Source organism: Aeromonas sp. QDB62 (assembly GCF_027705695.1).
Lineage (GTDB): Bacteria > Pseudomonadota > Gammaproteobacteria > Enterobacterales > Aeromonadaceae > Aeromonas > Aeromonas allosaccharophila.
The window spans coordinates 1-15,990 of record NZ_JAPDCD010000063.1; the positions used below are offsets into that span (position 1 = coordinate 1).

Genomic DNA, 15,990 nt, shown 5'->3' on the forward strand with positions numbered 1-15,990 from the left:
CCAAGGCCCCAGAGGTATAGTGTGAAAAAAGCCAATAAAAACAATGCCAGTCAGGCTTAACTGACTGGCATTAGGGCATCAGCCCGCTCTATTTTTTTGCTGCCGGTGAACCGCCCCCCTCGCCAGCTCGTATACCCCATCATGCCACCGAATCGAGGTTGTTATGATAGTCCTGCACCACCTGAACAAATCCCGCTCCCAACGCATCATCTGGCTGCTCGAAGAGCTGGGCCAGCCCTATGAGATCAAGGCGTATCAGCGCGATGCAGCCACCTTTCTGGCGCCGCCCGAGCTAAAAGCCATTCACCCTCTCGGCAAGTCGCCGGTCATCGAGTTCGACGGCCGGGTGCTGGCCGAATCGGGCGCCATCACCGAGTACCTGATCGCCCGCTACGCCCCCGAGCGGCTGGCACCGGCAGCAGATAGCCCCGACTATCCCGAATATCTGCAGTGGCTCCACTTTGCCGAGAGTTCCGGCATCCTGCCGCTGCTGCTCGACATGTTCGTGCGAAAAGATGGCAGCCCGATGCGCTTCCTGCCGGACTACGCCAGGGCGGAGTGTGCCAAGGTGCTGGGCTACCTCAATGAGGTACTGGCAACCCGCCACTATCTGGTGGGGGATCGCCTCTCCGGCGCCGACATCATGAACTCCTTCCTGGTGGATCTGCTGGCGCAAAGCGGTCAACTGGCCCACTTCCCGCACCTGCAAGCCTATTGGGAACGCCTCAATACCCATCCGGCCCGCCTGAAGGCGGTAGAGCTGGAGCGCGAGCTGGATCAACGCCCCTGATCCAAGCCGTCACCATGCAAAACGCCCCGACTGTCGGGGCGTTTTTGTTATGCAGGCAGAGCGCGGTTTACTTGGCCTGCGGCACCTTGTCCCGGCGCGACTTCCACCACCATCTCAAGCGGATCTGGGAGATCAGCATCCCCGCCAGCATCAGGGCACAACCGGCGATAGCGCGCTCGTCCAGCGTCTCCCCCAGCAGTAACACGCCACCCACGGCGGCAAAGACGGTCTCCAGACTGAGGATGATGGCGGCGTGGGCCGGATGAGCGCCCCGCTGCCCCACCACCTGCAGGGTATAACCCACCCCGACCGACACCAGCCCGGCGTAGAGCAGCGCCTGCCAACCGGCCACGGCACCAGCCACAGTCGGGGTTTCGATCACAAAAGCAGTGGCAAGGCTGAGCAGGCCGCAGACTATGAACTGCACCCCGGCGAGCTTGATGGGAGCAACCCGGTTGGAGTAGTGATCCACCAGCAGCAGGTGAACGGCCCAGAACAGGGCGCCGACCACCTGCAGCAGATCGCCAAAGCCGATGGTGAACTCTTCGGTGACGCTCAATACATAGAGGCCCGTCAGGGCAATCAGGGCACCAATCCAGGTATTGAGCCCGCTCTTGTGACGCAGCAGCAGCCCCAGCACGGGCACCAGAATGATGTAGAGCCCGGTGATGAAACCGGCCTTGGCGGCGGTGGTATAGAGCAGCCCCACCTGTTGCAGGGAGGCGGCGCAGAACAGCACCAGCCCGGCCAGCACGCCACCGGTCAGCAGTTGGCGATGGTCGCCCGCGACGGCAACAGGTTGTCGGGATTTGAGCCACCAGAGCAGCGGCAGCAGGGAGAGGGCACCGAGCAGAAAGCGCAGGCCATTGAAGGTATAGGGCCCCATGTGATCCATCCCGAGGCGCTGGGCGACAAAGCCCATACCCCAGATGGTGGCAGCCATCAGCAACATCAGATTGGAGCGCATTGCGATTCTTCCTTAAATCGGCGCGTGACGGGTTATCCGATCCAAGATACCCGTCTCTCTACCCTCTTGTCTTTAGAGCGACAGCTGTTTTGTCAGCAAGGCCAGCAGGGCAACCAGTAGCAGATTGCCCCGCAGGATCCAGACCACCCGGAAGTGCTGCTGAATGGAGATCATCGGCGCCTTGCCCAGACGCAGGGCGCGACGCCAGCGATAGAAGAGGCGACTGGGGTAATCGAGGGAGCCGACAATCAGCAGAAACAGCCCCATTTTGATGCCGTGGGCAGGATGGGCAAAGATCTGCGCCACCGAGCTGGCATGCTCGAGAGCCAGCAGACAACCGGTGGCAAAGATGGAGAAGAGCGCCAGCGCCGCCACCCCATCCGCCAGCAGCAGACGGCGCACCCGCAGCATATTCAGGCCGCGACGAAAGATCAGATACTCGACACAGAGGGCCAGGATCAGCACCGCTATGCTGCCGTAATGGGCCATGAAGAGCAGAGTGTGGTTCAGCATCGGAAAAATCTCATTTTCTGCCTTTAGACGCGCAGGGCTGCATCATATATGCTGGAGCCACCCGAGCAGAAAAGGATGGATTCATGTCTCCCGGCAAGCCCAAGAACACTTGGTCTTTAATCACCCGCATGCGGCTGGGCCTCCTCTTGCTCTTTATCCCCGTATTGCTGCTCGGCAGCATCTACTACCTGCATATGGAGCGCACCCTGCGCCATGAGCAGCAACAGAACCTGATTGCTCGCAACACCCAGTATTTCCATACCCTGATCGAACCCTATCTGGCGACGCTCAAACGCCAGTTTACGCTCATTTATCAGCAGGTAAATTATCAGGATTTCAGCGGCCCGGAGATCCGCAACGGCGAGCGCTACCTGCAGCAATGGCAGGCTTATCACAAGGTGATGGAGCTCGATTATGTCTACGTGGGTACCGAGCATCGCAAGATGCTGATCCACCCCTCCTGGCAGGCCGACGAGAAGTTCGATCCCAGAACCCGCCCCTGGTATCTGCTGGCCGCCAGCCACCCGAACCAGATGGTCTGGACCGATCCTTATTACGACTACACGCTCGGCACCCTCACCATGGCGCTGGCCCGGGTGATTGAAGATCCTGACGGCAAACGGGTTGGCGTGCTCTCGCTGGATACCCAGCTCACCCCCCTCGCCAGCTGGCTCAACGGTCGGCACGAGCAGAGTCATCATCTGGGCAATGGCTATCAGATCCTGCTCAACCATGACGGGCTGGTGCTGGCCCATCCGGATCGCGAACGGGTATTCAAACCGCTCGCCACCACTGACTGGCTGGCTCGCATGAACGATGATCAGGGCTTCTTCCTCGATGATGCCAGCGGCATGATGGTCTCCTACTACCGCATCCCCGAGCAGCGCTGGATCCTGCTCAGCGTCGAGCCGACCGCCAGCATGCAGCAGGTGATCGACAGCGTTTCCGTCAACGTGCAGCTGATGATTGCCCTCGCCTGCATTCTCTATCTGCTGCTGGCCCTGCTCTGGGCCCGCTACTTCCGCCGCATGCTGGGAGAGATCACCCTGCTGATCCGCGCCAGTCGCTCCGGCGGTATCGCCTACCACGGTAGCCGCATGCTGGAGCTGGCCAAGGTCTATGAAGAGATGGATGCCGCCAGCCAGGACTTTGCCCAGATCCGGCAGCAAGCCAATCAGGACAAGCTCACCGGCCTCTACAACCGCCGCTTCTTCGACGAGTGCCTGCAAAAGCAGCTCAACAGTGGCGCGCCGTTCGGGTTGGTGATGTTCGATCTCGATGATTTCAAACGGGTCAACGATACCCACGGTCATCAGGCGGGGGATGTGGTGCTCAAGCGGGTGAGCAAGCTGGGCATGAATCTGTTTGACCAGTGGGGCTGGTTCTGCCGCTACGGTGGCGAAGAGCTGGTGCTGGTCTTTCGGCTGGAAACGACAATGAGCGAGATCGCCTCCCTGCTGGAAGCATTCCGGCTCGCGGTCGAAAAGCTTGAGTGGCGTGAACCCGATCTCACCGTCACTATCAGCGGCGGGGTGGCCTTCAGTCACTCCGGGCTCTCTGCCAAGGAGCTGGTGGAACTGGCCGACAGCGGGGTTTATCAGGCCAAGCGAGAGGGGAAAAACCGTATCTGCTTCCCCCAGTGTCGTGTCAGCGACCTGATGGATGCAGAACCCCCTCCTCACCTCGATCAGACTCGACGGCATGCCCATTAAGTGGAAGGGTATTCGCCCGCGGGACACGAAAACCAAGAGAGAGGCAACTGCCTCTCTCTTGGTTTTTATCGCTGTTCTTGCCGCGCGTTAAGCCTGTGTGAGCATGCGACTCAGCGCTGCCACTCCCACACCGGCCAGCCCAGCTCCCCGGCCTGCTGGCGCAGGGCGGGGGCCGGATTGACCGCATAGGGATGGGTCACCGCCCGCAGCATGGGCAGATCGTTGTGGGAGTCGCTGTAACCAAAGCTCCCCTGCCAGAGGTTCTCCCGCCCGGCAAACAGCTGGTTGATGCGGGCCACCTTGCCTTCGCGAAAACTGAGGGTGCCGCGGGTCTGGCCGGTCAGCATCCCCTCCTCCTCATCGAGCAGGATGGCAACGCAGTGATCCATCCCCAGCATCTTTGCCATGGGGGCCACCAGATGTTCGCCGGAGGCGGAGATCAGCACCAGCTCGTCGCCCCGCTCCCGATGCCATTCGATACGCGCCAGCCCCTCGGGGTAGAGGCGCTCACGCAGCACCTGCTCGGCAAAGTGGTGGCACTGCTGGCTGAGCCACTGGCGCGACTTGCCCGCCAGCGGCTGCAGGGTGAAAGCCATATACTGGTGCATATCCATCTTGCCCTGATGGTAGAGGGACATCATCCCCTGCTCCTCGGCGATCATGCTGGCAGGGGCCAGCTCCTCGGCCACCATGTACTCCAGCCAGAGGCTGGCGGAATCCCCCGCAATCAGGGTCTCGTCCAGATCAAACAGTGCCAGTGCCATGAGGGCTCCTTGCGGTAACAACGAAAATGAAACGAGGCGTCATGCTACCTCACAGAGTTGATCCCGGGCCACCGCCAGGGTCACGGCACTGCCGGTGGCCAGCAGATCGCCAGCCGAGCGGTTGAGGCAATCCACCGTCAACAGCCCCGCCTCGCACTCCACCTGATAGCGGATCACGTTGCCGAGCAGCTGTTGCTGACGAATGATGCCGGGCAGGCTGGGCTCGCTGCTGGTCGCTCCTGCGGGCAGCAGGGTGATGGACTCCGGCCGCAGCGCCAGCTTGCCCTGAAAACGGGGGCCGAACAGCGACTTGCCCTGCTCTGCACCGAGCAGGTTGTAGTTGCCAATAAAGCCCGCCACAAACTCGCTGGCGGGACGGGTATAGATCTGCTCCGGCGTGCCGCTCTGGACGATGGATCCCTTGTTCATCAGGAAGATCCGATCCGACAGGGTGAGCGCCTCCTCCTGATCGTGGGTCACGAAGATGGTGGTGAGCTCGAGCCGCTGCTGGATCTCGCGGATCTGCTGGCGCAGGCTGCGGCGGATACGGGCATCCAGCGCCGAGAGCGGCTCGTCCAGCAGCAGGATCCGCGGCTGCACCACCAGGGCCCGGGCCAACGCCACCCGCTGGCGCTGACCGCCGGAGAGCTCCCCCGGATAGCGGCGCTCGAAACCGGTCAGCTCCACCAGCGCCAGCGCCTCTTTCACGCTGGCAGCCAGCTCCCGCCCCGGCTGGGGCTTCATCTTGAGGCCGAAGGCGACGTTGTCCCACACCGTCATGTTGGGGAACAGCGCATAGCTCTGGAACACCATGCCGATGCCCCGCTTCTGGGGCGCCTGCCAGGTGATGTCCTCACCGGCCACCCGCACCTGACCGCCATCCACCGGAGTGAGCCCGGCCAGCGCCCGCAGCAGGGTCGATTTGCCGCAGCCGGAGGGGCCGAGCAGGGTCACCAACTCCCCCTTGCGAATGCCGAATTCGATCCCCTCGAACACCGGAGTATCGCCGTAGGATTTATGCAACTGATTGACTTCTAAATGAAACATCTTGGATCACCGATGAAATCTGTTGGCCGCCCAGGTGAGCAGCAGGGTCAGCAGGAAGTAGCTCATCACCAGCGCACTGGTGAAGTGGCCCGAAGTGGCGCGCATGTTGTAGAGGTAGACCTGCAGGGTCTCGTAACGGGTGCCCACCAGCATGTTGGCAAACACGAACTCGCCGAGCAGGAAGGAGAGCGACAGAAACAGCGCCGCCAGCAGCCCCTTGCGCAGGCAGGGGATCACCACCAGCAGAAAGGCGCGCCGACTGCTCGCCCCCAGCAGATGGGCGGCATCCATCAGATCTTTCAGCGGCACCCCTTGCAGGCTGTTGGCCAGCGCCCGGTACATGAAGGGGAGCACCACGGTGAACCAGGTGCCGATCAGGATCCACGGCGTGCCGATGATGGGCAGAACGCCGTCGGCATAGATCTGCAGCAGCCCCACTGAAGAGACCACTGGCGGCACCGCGAAGGGGAGCAGGATCAACAGGTTCATCCAGGGATCCAGCTTGGGGAAGTAGTAGGCCACCACCAGCACGGTGGGCACCAGCACCAGGGTGCCGAGCAGCAGTGTGGCGAAGCAGACCAGGAGGCTTCGGCCAAAAGCCGCGAGGAAGCGCGGATCGCCCCACAGTTTCAGATACCAGTCGAGGGTGAAGCCATCCGGCAGCAGAGTCGCCCCCCAGCGGGTGGAGATGGAGTAAAGAAAGGTGGCCAGCAGCGGCAGCAGCAAGGTGGCGACCAGCCCACCCAGCACCCACTTGGGCCAGCGCGGCGTCAAATCATGCATGGGATTGCCCCTTGTTCACATAGCTCTTTTTCAGCAGCCACTGGTTGGCGGCCGTCACTACCCCCAGCAGCACCATCAGGATCACCGCCAGCGCCGCCGCCATATTGGGCTCGAGGAAGATGTCGCCGGAGACCAGACTGGCCACCCGGATGGTCACCAGATTGAAGTTGCCGGTAGTGAGGGCGTAGGCAGAGGCATAGGCCCCCACCGCGTTGGCAAACAGAATAATGAGAGTGCCGAGCAGGGCAGGGGTGAGCACCGGCAGTGCCACATGCCACACATACTGCCCCTTGCTCGCGCCGAGCAGCGCGGCGGCCTGCGGCCACTCATCCTGCAGCGCATCGAACGCCGGGTAGAGCAGCAGCAGGGCGAGCGGGATCTGGAAGTAGGTGTAGATGAGGATTAGGCCGCTGCCCGAGTAGAGGTTGAAGCCGTCGATGAGGCCCCAGGATTTCAGCAGCAGGGTCACCGCACCATTGATACCGAGAATGATGATGAAGGCGAACGCCAGCGGCACACCGCTGAAGTTGCCGGTCATGGTGACAAAGGCCAGCAGCAGCCGCTTGACCCGCTCGGGGCTGTGGCGCAGCGCCGCCGCCCCGAGCGTGCCGATGGCAAGCCCCGCCAGACTGGCGATACCGGCGATGCGCAACGAGTTGCCGAACGATTGCAGGTAGAAGGGGGAGCTCAAAATCTCCCGATAGTAGTCGAGGCCCCAGCCATCGGGGGTCTGAAAGCTGCCCACCAGCACCCACACCATGGGGGCGAGCTGGAACAGGATCATCAACAGGACAAACGGCAGCAGTACCAGCGCAGGCAGCCAGTGGCGGCGCACCTTGTGCTTGGTTGCCACGGGTTGATCCGCAAGGATCTCGGTGGTTGCAGGCATCATCAGTGCACCTCGCGCATACAGGTCGCCTTGAGCAGCGGGGGAGCCACCGGCTTGTCGTGGGGAATGCCCAGCAGATCGGCCATCAGGGCGCAGAGCTGGGTCTGGGCGATCACCACCCCATCCGGCCAGCGTTCGATAAAGGCATCGCCAAATAGCCAGAGCGGCACGGTGCGCTCTTCAGGCAAGGTGCCACCGTGGCTCAGGTCATTGTTCATGCCGTGATCCGAGGTGATCACCACCTGATACCCCTCCGCCAGCCACTGAGGCAGCAGGTCGGCCAGCAGGCTGTCCATCCGGCGCGCCTGATTGCGGTACTGGCGGGAATCGAGGCCAAACTTGTGGCCAGCGTCATCCACCCCCATCGGGTGGATCAGCAGAAAATCGGGATCGTGTTGAGTTCGCAGCCACTCGCCATCCATCAGCAGATGGCTGTCGGGGTAGGCGTCATCCCAGTAGAAGCAGCCGTGCTGGATCGGCAGTTGCTCGTCATGGGTATAGCGATCACGGGCCGCCAGCCAGGGGCTCTGGTTGTAAAGCTCGCTGACCCAGTAATAGGCAGCCGCTGCGGTGCGTTTGCCCGCGGCACGGGCCAGATGGAAGATGGATTCATGCTGGCTCAAGCGACTCACCCCGTTGTGGGTGATGCCGCTCGCCACCGGTGGCACGCCGGTCAGGATGCACTCGTAGAGAGGCCGGGAGAGAGACGGCAGGGCCGCATTCAGGGTCGTATGCAGGCCCCGCCCCGCCTCCACCATGCCACCGAGGTAGCCCATGGTGTGGGCTACCTCGGCAGCCAGACCATCCACAAGTACCACTATCACCTTGTGTTGCACTGGATTCCCTTACTGCATGTTGATCATGACGGTTTCTTGCCACTGGCGCGGCAGGGCTTTGGAGCTCTGCTCCCAGGCGGAATGATCCTGCACCGGCTTGGCATTGGCATACTGCTCGGCCGGCAACAGCTTGGCCTTGACGTCATCCGGCAGGGTCACGTTGCTGCGGATGGGGCGGGCGTAGCCACGGGCCAGGTTGATTTGACCGGCATCGGAGAGGATATATTCCCGCGCCAGTTTGGCGGCGTTGGGGTTCTTGGCCCACTTGTTGATGATGGTGGTGTAACCGGCGATGACGGAGCCGTCGCTCGGGATCACCACATCAAACTTCTTGGGGTCGATCTGGTCGCGGTAGTTCAGCGCATTGAAGTCCCACAGCACCCCCACTTCCACCTCGCCCTTCTCGATGTTGGCGATGGAGGGGTCATTCAGCGACAGACGACCCTGCTTGGCCAGCTGGCCGAACAGCTCCAGCGCGGGCTTGAGGTTCTTCTCGCTGCCGCCGGTGGCATAGGCCGCCGCCAGCACGCCGTTGTTGGCCTGGGAGGCCACGCCAACATCACCCAGGGTCACCTTGTAGTCGCCACCCAGCAGGGATTGCCAGCTGGTGGGGGCTGCCTTGACCAGATCCTTGTTGATCAGGAAGGCGATGGTGCCGGTATAGGCCAGCATCCAGTGACCGTCTGCATCCTTGGCCCAGTTCGGAATGTCAGCCCAGGTGGAGGGTTTGTAGGGTTGGGTGACCCCCTGCTTGACCGCCACCGGGCCGAAGGCGCCGCCCACGTCACCGATGTCGGCGGTGGCATTGGCCTTCTCGGCGGCGAACTTGGCGATCTCCTGCGCCGAGCTCATGTCGGTATCCTGATGCTTGATGCCGTAGATGCTGCCCAGCTGCTGCCAGGTATCCTTCCAGTTGGCCCAGCTATCGGGCATGCCGATACTGCTGAGTTGGCCCTCGCCGCGAGCGGCCTTCTCAAGATCCGCGATATTGTCGGCTGCAAAAAGTGGTTGGCTGATGGCCACCAGGGCCAGTGCACTTGCGATCACGCTTTTCATCATCCCATCCCTCTGGACTAGGTCAGTTAAGGTTCGAGAGGGATGCTAGAGGGGAAATATGACGGTGGCGGGGCGCTTTGATGGCAGTTTGATGACAATCACCCTGTCACGCCGCTGTCATCCTGCGCGGTTACAACTCTGAACCCGAGTGAGGCTGGACTATTCCAGCAAGGGCTGAACCAACAAGGGCTACGCCAGCCCGTGCAGCCAGAATGAGCGACAGGGATATCAGCGTGATTGAACCGAGATTGAGCGAACGGGTAGCGGCAGATGGCCGCGCCTCCAAGTGCGAACAGATTTGCCAGACTCTGCGCCGCTATATCGGCAGCGGCCAGTTGGCAGCCGGGCAGCAGTTGCCCGCCGAACGGGCGCTGAGCGAGCGATTCGCCACTACCCGCATCACCATCAAGGAGGCGCTCTCCAGCCTCGAAGCGGATGGCCTTATCTACCGGGCCGAGCGGCGCGGCTGGTTCGTGGCGCCGCCCCGCCTCACCTACGATCCCGCCATCCACACCCACTTTCACCAGTGGATCGGCGAGCAGCAACGCACCGCCGAAACCCGGGTGCTGGCCCACGGCAGTGCGCTGGCCAGCAGCGAGCTGTGCCGCTGGATGGGGCTGGAACCTTTTACCCCGCTTTATGAAATCCGCCGCCAGCGGCTGATCGACGGCCGCCCGGTGCTCCACGTCAGCCATCACCTACTGGCCAGCCGCTTTCCCGATATCGCCAGTGCGCCGCTGGCCAGCTCCCTCACCGAGCTCTATCAGCAGCGCTATGGCATAGGCCAGGGTGGCGCGAGTCTAGAGATCACCCCCTCTGCGGCGCGCGGCGCCATCGCCCGCGCCCTCAATCTGGCGGAGGGGAGCGCCGTGCTGCGGCTGGTGCGGGTCAACTATGACGAGCGGGGCGGTCTGGTGGATTGCGATATCGAGCACTGGCGACCGGATGCGATCCGCATCTGTCTCGATACCCGGGCGTTGCAACCGGTCGCAGGCAGATTGCAGCAAACTCAACTCACCGAGTAGGCCCCAATCAGCGCAGCGGATCCCGCAGGATCCGCCGGGATCCGCCGGGATCAGTTGTCGATATTGGGGATCATGTCGTCGAAGCTCTGGTAGCCGCAGTCGGCCAGTTGCAGCGACATGGTGTAGGTCTTGGCGTGCTCCTGCTGGCCGATGGCGGGGCGGTTGAGCTTGATCTCCTGATGCCAGTACTCCTTCATCCGGTCGATCAGCGCCATCGCCTCCCCCTCGTTGAGGTGCAGCTGACAGAGTGCCATATAGTTGTTCGACTTGTGCATGTTCTCCACCAGATACTCCCCCAGCACCGACATCGCCTGCCGCGCCTGCTGGCGGGCGAAACGGCTGTGCTGCTCGAAACTGATCCGTTCGCTGATGAGGAAGTGGTAACTGTTGTCGATACCAAGCTGCAAAATGCCGAGCTTCTCCAGCTTGCGCAGATAGAGATAGCAGGAGGCGTCGGTCAGGCCGTACTCCCGTTTAAGGTCGATCAACGTCTTGTCGCGCCAGAAGATATTGGCGAGAAAGGCGTAGAGCCCCGGCTCGTTGTGAAACGCCTCGTCCTGCTCCTGGGTAAAGACGGCGCGGCGGCTCTGGGCGTCCTGAGTGCGATCCAGCAGATCCTCGAACGAGAGCCCCACCAGATGGCAGATCTCCAGCAGGGTATCGAACGGCAGCGAGGGCTTGTTCATCATCCGCTTCACGGTCGCGATGGAGACGCCCATCGCCTCCGCCAGGGTCTGATAGCGGATCCCCTTGTCGGTCAGGGTCTTCTTCAGGGTGTCGAGAATATTGTTGGCCAGGGTCTGGCTGTAGGTCATGCCACTCTTCCTTGTTATCGCACTTTCATTGCATGGTTATGCCGAGTCAGCTTCTGACCTGTTTTTACCTTCAAGGCTCAGATATTGACACCGAAAAAACAGCCTAGAGAAAAAATTGCCGCATATTCCCGTGAGGACAGACCAGTTGAACGATGAGGTCGCAGAATGTGACACCAGACAGTGCATATCTTTCAACCCGCAAACATTTTGCTAGTGCTGCATAGAACATCGCGCATAATCGAAACGTATCGAATTCAAGACCCTTCCTGGTTGAGAAATCGATTGTTTGCTTCCAAATTTTTATCTTTTAAACCGTAAGGTTTTTTCTCTTTCCTGGCATTGGGCGGCGCTGATAGCACCGCCCTTTTCTTTTCCCTGAATTCGCAGGTCAGGTCAAGGGCCCCGGCAAGGGGAAGTGTCACAGGCCACCCGCCGCCAACCGATGCGCCAGCCACTACGACCTCTCTGGCAAGGTATCCTAAACGATCATCAATACCGTGTTATTGCCATTCAATATATTTAAATGGCCTGCTTGGAAAGCCTCATTAAATATAGAAACGAATATAACAAAGTTATTTAAAACTCCAAAAAACTATCTTTTAAATGGCTTTTATATATAAGAAAACAAAATTAATCAGGCCGCACACCCCATATCTGCTTATCACACCTTATGCCCACCCCAACAACTGCGACAGGGTGAAGAGAAAGCCACCCAAAAGAGCCCATCCGCATATCTGGTGGGCAACATGGCCCACGCAAAAACAGCCTCAAAAGACCACCAAAAGTCACAATGGGAACAATCCCAAACCTCGAAAAGAGCAAAAAACAGGCAAAAAGATAGATTTTTTTCTCACGGTTTCACCTTGTGATGCGTTCAAAAAATCATCGAAAAGAACCTGATGCCAATCAGTAACATCTGAGATGCCAATTTTTAGACAGCTCATCATGGTCACGCTAGAATTAAAATTCAATGCTGATAAAAATCAATCACATAGAATAAAAAGCGAGCTCGCAGCCTGTCATTTGCCTCACCGCTTAATTATTTAAATCTCAATAAAGCTAAAACTCTAATAACACCATTTATTAAACAAAATGCCCCTGCTTGCAGCCAGTCATATTTAGAAGAATGGGGAAATCACTCACTTGTTATTCAGAAATACGCTGACTATACTGCGGCCCCTCTGTGAAAGCAGAGCAATGACGGAAATATAAAAAGCTTCATGGATTGAGCAATATAAATCACACGCAGTTCACGCAACATAAGGTTTATTTATCCATGAACAAGTTTAATAAAATTACCGCTTTCTCCCTGCTTGCTCTGGCCATGAATGGCGGCGCCCATGCCGAAGGCTGGTATGCTGGTCTGGATCTGACCACCTCCAAGATGGATCTCGATGGTTCTGCCAAAGACGCCTATGACGCCAAGATCATCGATGACCAGCTCGACGGCGGCAGCCTGATCGTGGGTTACAGCTTCAAACCCTGGTTGGCCGTTGAAGGTGGCCTGCACGCCCAACAGATGGATCAGCTGACCTGGGTAACCTCCCCGATTGCAAGCGGCTTTGCCGACACCACCATCGACACCCGCAGCATCAGCCTGGCAGCCAAGCTGAGCCAGCCACTGGCCTGGGGCTTCAGCGCCTATGCCAAACCGGGTATCGCCTACACTCGCACCGAAGTGGAAGTTGTCGGCAACGCCACCCTCCTCGGTTTCAGCGGTCAGGTAAACGAGAACGCAACCAAGAGCAAGGTGCACCCCAATCTGGAAGTAGGTTTGGACTACGCCTTCAACGACCACTTCTCTGCAGGCATCGGTTACGAGCGCCAGTTCAACGCCCTGAGTCTGGGTGACGAGCACTACTCTCTGGATACCTTCAAGCTGGGTCTGCGCTACCACTTCTAAGTCACGCCGCGTCAGTAACAATGCAAAAGGGCCGCAGGTTTCAATCCTGCGGCCCTTTTTACTGCTCTTTTTTCCGTACCCTGCGCGTTAGCAAATCTGGTCTTTACCCAACTGCTTGGCCTGATAGAGCGCCCGATCGGCCCGCACCATCAGGCTCTCTTTATGCTCATCCTGCTGATACTCCGCCAGCCCGAAGCTCATGGTCGCAGGGGCATGGGGGCAGATGGACTCGCTCGCCATCAATGCCTGCAGCTTGGTCGCCACCACCATGGCATCCTCACGGTTCGTATTGGGCAACAGCACCATAAACTCGTCGCCACCCCAGCGAGCCAGCAGATCGATCTCGCGGATATGGCTGCGCACCAGCGCCACTATGTTGATCAGGGTCTGATCCCCGGCGTTGTGGCCGTAGCGGTCGTTGATCTGCTTGAAGTTGTCCACATCCATGGCGATCACCGTAAAAGGCAGGTGGAAGCGGCGGGCCCGCTCGCACTCCAGCTGCAACGCCCGCTCCAGCCGGTAACGACTGGCGGCACCGGTCAGGGCATCGGTCTCCGCCAACTGACGATTCTCCTCCACCCGCAGTTTCAGCTCCTCGTTGAGCCGCACCAGCTCGGCGGTACGATCCGCCACCTGCTGCTCCAGCGAGTGGTTGCGCCGCTCCAGCTGCTCCAGCAACAGCTTGCTGGCGTGGATATCGCGGTGGGCGCCGATCATCCGTGCCACAGAGCCATCGGGATTGCGCTCTATGATGCGGCCACAATCCTCAATCCACAGGTAGCTGCCGTCCCGACAGCGACAACGATACTCGGCACAATATTCGGAAGCCTGGCCGCTCAGACAGGCATCGAATTTGGCCATCACCCCGGCCAGATCGTCGGGGTGGATCACTCCCTCCCAGGTGAAAACGGTATTGCCGAGGGTATGCGGCTCGTAGCCCAGCATCCGGTACCAGCCGGGGTTGCGATAGACGAAACCGGTATTGGCATGCCAATCCCAGATGCCATCGCTGATCACCTCCAGAATGCCATGCACCACGGCTTCGCTGACATCCGAGATCCTGATCGTGTCACTGTCCTGCAGCATAGTGGCCATCCTTATTCTTCTGCCCCGCGCCACTGCGGGGAATCGCCATATTGTCGTGAAGCGCTACCTTGGCATATTGCAAAAAATCTGTCAGCCAGAACCCCACCGCACCACCGTTTCCCCGCTGGTCGGCCGCCAGTGACCGACCCCGAGTGCCAGTAAGTGTGGTTCAACTGCACCTTATTTACCGGATTTAACTCACGATTCAGCGAACTGGGGACGGGCTCACCGAACGGTGATGCTGGGGGTAATAAGCGACGCGCATTGCACCTTGTGGCAGATATACAGGAGCGGTGCCATTCACTTCGTTTATTGCCCCCTACCTGACTTTACGAAGTCAGCATTGTGGCAACCCGCTCCCCTCACCCTGGCCCTCTCCCAAAGGGAGAGGGGATAAAGCGGTACCGGAAATATGATCGCCAGCCACGTAGGTTCGATTAGCGAAGCGTAATCGGACAGCGGTAACGGCATTACTCCCTTCTCCTGTTTATTTAAAAAAGAGGAGAAGGGCTGGGGATAAGGGGAAGGCAAAAAGAGATTCCACGGTAAACGTTGGGCTTCGCTACGCTCAGCCACAACCGACACAACCGATAGCTTGGTGCTGAGCCTGCGAAACCCAACATACTCGATTACCAAATTACGCGATCGTCCGATTACGCTTCGCTAATCGAACCTACACATGCCCGATAAACCAGTGGTGTGAAATATATCAAAAGAAGCCCAATCTCCCTTCTCCCCTTGCGGGAGAAGGGTCGGGGATGAGGGGGAGGAAAAAAGAGATGACGCGGTAAACGTTGGGCTTCGCTGCGCTCAGCCACAACCTACACAATCGGTAGGTTGGTGCTGAGCCTGCGAAGCCCAACATACGAGATAAATATACAAAACCAGACTCTGTAAAATGGGTTTATTATGACCTTTTTATCAGGCGCACATATATCAGACAGATTTTTCCATGGTAATACTACACACGTAATCATTAAATTGTTCACCAGTAATCTCATCGTCCATCAATAGTGCTTCTAAAGTTTCGTTTACTTCAATTGATTTACGCTTCTCTGAATAGTCATCCACATATGAACCTATATATATATTGGCCACATCAGAAAGTATTGGTCTCATGCTTCTGTCTAAATCAATCCGATTAAAACCATGAGGCTTAAAAATTTCATATAATTCTCGGAGTGCTATTTTTGGCACATCAGGGCAGTATGTGATTGTTAGGCTTTTAGGCGGTTTTTTATCTTTACTTGTAGAACCAAACACTTGAACCACAGAGTAGCCAGCTCGTAATAATGAACTCAAAGCATCATTATAATTAGGTATCAAGTCGTTCAATGCGACTTTAACCATGCGCTTATAATTTTCATTTTCCACATGACCAGTCGGAGTTTTAATTTCAATCAATTTATCTTGCGCCCTAACGCAACCACTTTCATCATTCCTTTGGCTTGGCAATGACTTTAATAGTTTTTCCACGGAATTTACAAGGGAAATTAACTTCTCATTATTTTCCCTTCTCATTTGCTCCTCTATTAATTTAATGTCAGCAGTATCTTTATACATTCCTGTGACTTTCTCTAAATAGCTGTTCCGAATAGTAGATCACTGGAGGAAGGGAACTCAGTCCAGTTTGTGCGATCTCATTAGTCGCCAAACAAAACAAGCCACACCAAAAGGACTGAGTTGATGCCTATCCTACCACCCCTGCCACGACCACAACGGCGCCGCATTCACAAAATCATCCATGCCACCCGTGATAAAGGACATGCTCGTCGCTTGATGGCCATCTTGCTGTTACATGAAG

The 15,990-nt window shown here is 58.4% G+C and carries 15 protein-coding genes and 1 pseudogene; 5 read left to right on the forward strand and 11 right to left on the reverse strand.

Features of this window, described 5'->3' with window-relative positions; genetic code table 11:
• Positions 1 to 163: 163 nt before the first annotated feature.
• Positions 164 to 790, forward strand: coding sequence for a glutathione S-transferase family protein (locus OKC27_RS21045; RefSeq protein ID WP_182938435.1), 627 nt, complete (start codon positions 164 to 166; stop codon positions 788 to 790).
• Positions 791 to 857: 67 nt separating this feature from the next.
• On the opposite strand, the gene OKC27_RS21050 is transcribed toward OKC27_RS21045, so the two are convergent.
• Both OKC27_RS21050 and OKC27_RS21055 read right to left on the reverse strand, forming a co-directional pair.
• Positions 858 to 1,757, reverse strand: coding sequence for a DMT family transporter (locus tag OKC27_RS21050; RefSeq protein WP_182938436.1), 900 nt, complete (start codon positions 1,755 to 1,757; stop codon positions 858 to 860).
• 72 nt (positions 1,758 to 1,829) lie between these two features.
• A complete protein-coding gene (locus OKC27_RS21055; RefSeq protein ID WP_182938437.1) occupies positions 1,830 to 2,270 on the reverse strand; it encodes a DUF2214 family protein in 441 nt (146 codons plus the stop codon).
• Between the two features lie 83 nt (positions 2,271 to 2,353).
• Here OKC27_RS21055 and OKC27_RS21060 point away from each other — a divergent pair, with 83 nt between their 5' ends.
• Complete coding sequence (locus OKC27_RS21060) at positions 2,354 to 3,982, forward strand: sensor domain-containing diguanylate cyclase (RefSeq protein WP_232093583.1); 1,629 nt, start codon at positions 2,354 to 2,356, stop codon at positions 3,980 to 3,982.
• Between the two features lie 110 nt (positions 3,983 to 4,092).
• Here the strand turns inward: OKC27_RS21060 and OKC27_RS21065 are convergent, their stop codons facing one another.
• The 6 genes from OKC27_RS21065 to OKC27_RS21090 are packed head-to-tail and all read right to left on the reverse strand — an operon-like array spanning position 4,093 to position 9,357.
• On the reverse strand, positions 4,093 to 4,746 hold the full coding sequence (locus OKC27_RS21065; RefSeq protein WP_182938438.1) for an HAD family hydrolase: 654 nt from the start codon (positions 4,744 to 4,746) through the stop codon (positions 4,093 to 4,095).
• A 39-nt stretch (positions 4,747 to 4,785) separates the two neighbouring features.
• The gene (locus tag OKC27_RS21070; protein ID WP_182938439.1) at positions 4,786 to 5,793 is read right to left on the reverse strand and encodes an ABC transporter ATP-binding protein; all 1,008 of its coding nucleotides are present in this window, start codon (positions 5,791 to 5,793) and stop codon (positions 4,786 to 4,788) included.
• 6 nt (positions 5,794 to 5,799) lie between these two features.
• On the reverse strand, positions 5,800 to 6,576 hold the full coding sequence (locus OKC27_RS21075; RefSeq protein WP_042648076.1) for an ABC transporter permease: 777 nt from the start codon (positions 6,574 to 6,576) through the stop codon (positions 5,800 to 5,802).
• Positions 6,569 to 7,468 carry an ABC transporter permease gene (locus tag OKC27_RS21080; RefSeq protein ID WP_182938440.1) on the reverse strand — a complete coding sequence of 300 codons (900 nt, stop codon included), beginning with the start codon at positions 7,466 to 7,468 and terminating at the stop codon, positions 6,569 to 6,571. The genes OKC27_RS21075 and OKC27_RS21080 overlap by 8 nt, the downstream gene beginning before the upstream one ends.
• A complete protein-coding gene (locus OKC27_RS21085; protein WP_182938441.1) occupies positions 7,468 to 8,301 on the reverse strand; it encodes an alkaline phosphatase family protein in 834 nt (277 codons plus the stop codon). Before OKC27_RS21085 ends, OKC27_RS21080 begins: the two co-directional genes overlap by 1 nt.
• Positions 8,302 to 8,310: 9 nt before the next feature.
• Entirely contained in the window at positions 8,311 to 9,357 is a 1,047-nt protein-coding gene (locus OKC27_RS21090; RefSeq protein WP_182939806.1) for an ABC transporter substrate-binding protein, read from the reverse strand.
• Positions 9,358 to 9,569: 212 nt separating this feature from the next.
• On the opposite strand from OKC27_RS21090, the gene OKC27_RS21095 reads away from it, so the two are divergent.
• Positions 9,570 to 10,382: a UTRA domain-containing protein gene (locus OKC27_RS21095; RefSeq protein WP_162626829.1), complete on the forward strand. Its 813-nt coding sequence runs from the start codon at positions 9,570 to 9,572 to the stop codon at positions 10,380 to 10,382.
• 50 nt (positions 10,383 to 10,432) lie between these two features.
• Here the strand turns inward: OKC27_RS21095 and OKC27_RS21100 are convergent, their stop codons facing one another.
• On the reverse strand, positions 10,433 to 11,197 hold the full coding sequence (locus OKC27_RS21100; RefSeq protein WP_182938442.1) for a helix-turn-helix domain-containing protein: 765 nt from the start codon (positions 11,195 to 11,197) through the stop codon (positions 10,433 to 10,435).
• A gap of 1,276 nt (positions 11,198 to 12,473) precedes the next feature.
• Between OKC27_RS21100 and OKC27_RS21105 the strand changes: the two genes are divergently transcribed.
• Positions 12,474 to 13,100 (forward strand): porin family protein, encoded by a 627-nt coding sequence (locus OKC27_RS21105; RefSeq protein ID WP_182938443.1) that lies wholly within the window; start codon positions 12,474 to 12,476, stop codon positions 13,098 to 13,100.
• 87 nt (positions 13,101 to 13,187) lie between these two features.
• Here the strand turns inward: OKC27_RS21105 and OKC27_RS21110 are convergent, their stop codons facing one another.
• Together OKC27_RS21110 and OKC27_RS21115 are read right to left on the reverse strand one after the other, a co-directional pair.
• Complete coding sequence (locus tag OKC27_RS21110) at positions 13,188 to 14,186, reverse strand: sensor domain-containing diguanylate cyclase (protein ID WP_058053524.1); 999 nt, start codon at positions 14,184 to 14,186, stop codon at positions 13,188 to 13,190.
• 936 nt (positions 14,187 to 15,122) lie between these two features.
• Positions 15,123 to 15,749 carry a hypothetical protein gene (locus OKC27_RS21115; protein ID WP_270806666.1) on the reverse strand — a complete coding sequence of 209 codons (627 nt, stop codon included), beginning with the start codon at positions 15,747 to 15,749 and terminating at the stop codon, positions 15,123 to 15,125.
• Between the two features lie 123 nt (positions 15,750 to 15,872).
• Here OKC27_RS21115 and OKC27_RS21120 point away from each other — a divergent pair.
• A pseudogene (locus OKC27_RS21120) lies at positions 15,873 to 15,990 on the forward strand (IS630 family transposase); the annotation flags it as partial.

Coding starts and splice junctions, on each gene's coding strand:
- OKC27_RS21105 (WP_182938443.1), top strand. CDS start 12,474: ATGAACAAGTTTAATAAAATTACCGCTTTCTCCCTGCTTGCTCTGGCC.
- OKC27_RS21095 (WP_162626829.1), top strand. CDS start 9,570: ATGAGCGACAGGGATATCAGCGTGATTGAACCGAGATTGAGCGAACGG.
- OKC27_RS21110 (WP_058053524.1), bottom strand. CDS start 14,186: ATGCTGCAGGACAGTGACACGATCAGGATCTCGGATGTCAGCGAAGCC.
- OKC27_RS21050 (WP_182938436.1), bottom strand. CDS start 1,757: ATGCGCTCCAATCTGATGTTGCTGATGGCTGCCACCATCTGGGGTATG.
- OKC27_RS21060 (WP_232093583.1), top strand. CDS start 2,354: ATGTCTCCCGGCAAGCCCAAGAACACTTGGTCTTTAATCACCCGCATG.
- OKC27_RS21075 (WP_042648076.1), bottom strand. CDS start 6,576: ATGCATGATTTGACGCCGCGCTGGCCCAAGTGGGTGCTGGGTGGGCTG.
- OKC27_RS21115 (WP_270806666.1), bottom strand. CDS start 15,749: ATGTATAAAGATACTGCTGACATTAAATTAATAGAGGAGCAAATGAGA.
- OKC27_RS21080 (WP_182938440.1), bottom strand. CDS start 7,468: ATGATGCCTGCAACCACCGAGATCCTTGCGGATCAACCCGTGGCAACC.
- OKC27_RS21055 (WP_182938437.1), bottom strand. CDS start 2,270: ATGCTGAACCACACTCTGCTCTTCATGGCCCATTACGGCAGCATAGCG.
- OKC27_RS21090 (WP_182939806.1), bottom strand. CDS start 9,357: ATGAAAAGCGTGATCGCAAGTGCACTGGCCCTGGTGGCCATCAGCCAA.
- OKC27_RS21100 (WP_182938442.1), bottom strand. CDS start 11,197: ATGACCTACAGCCAGACCCTGGCCAACAATATTCTCGACACCCTGAAG.
- OKC27_RS21045 (WP_182938435.1), top strand. CDS start 164: ATGATAGTCCTGCACCACCTGAACAAATCCCGCTCCCAACGCATCATC.
- OKC27_RS21070 (WP_182938439.1), bottom strand. CDS start 5,793: ATGTTTCATTTAGAAGTCAATCAGTTGCATAAATCCTACGGCGATACT.
- OKC27_RS21065 (WP_182938438.1), bottom strand. CDS start 4,746: ATGGCACTGGCACTGTTTGATCTGGACGAGACCCTGATTGCGGGGGAT.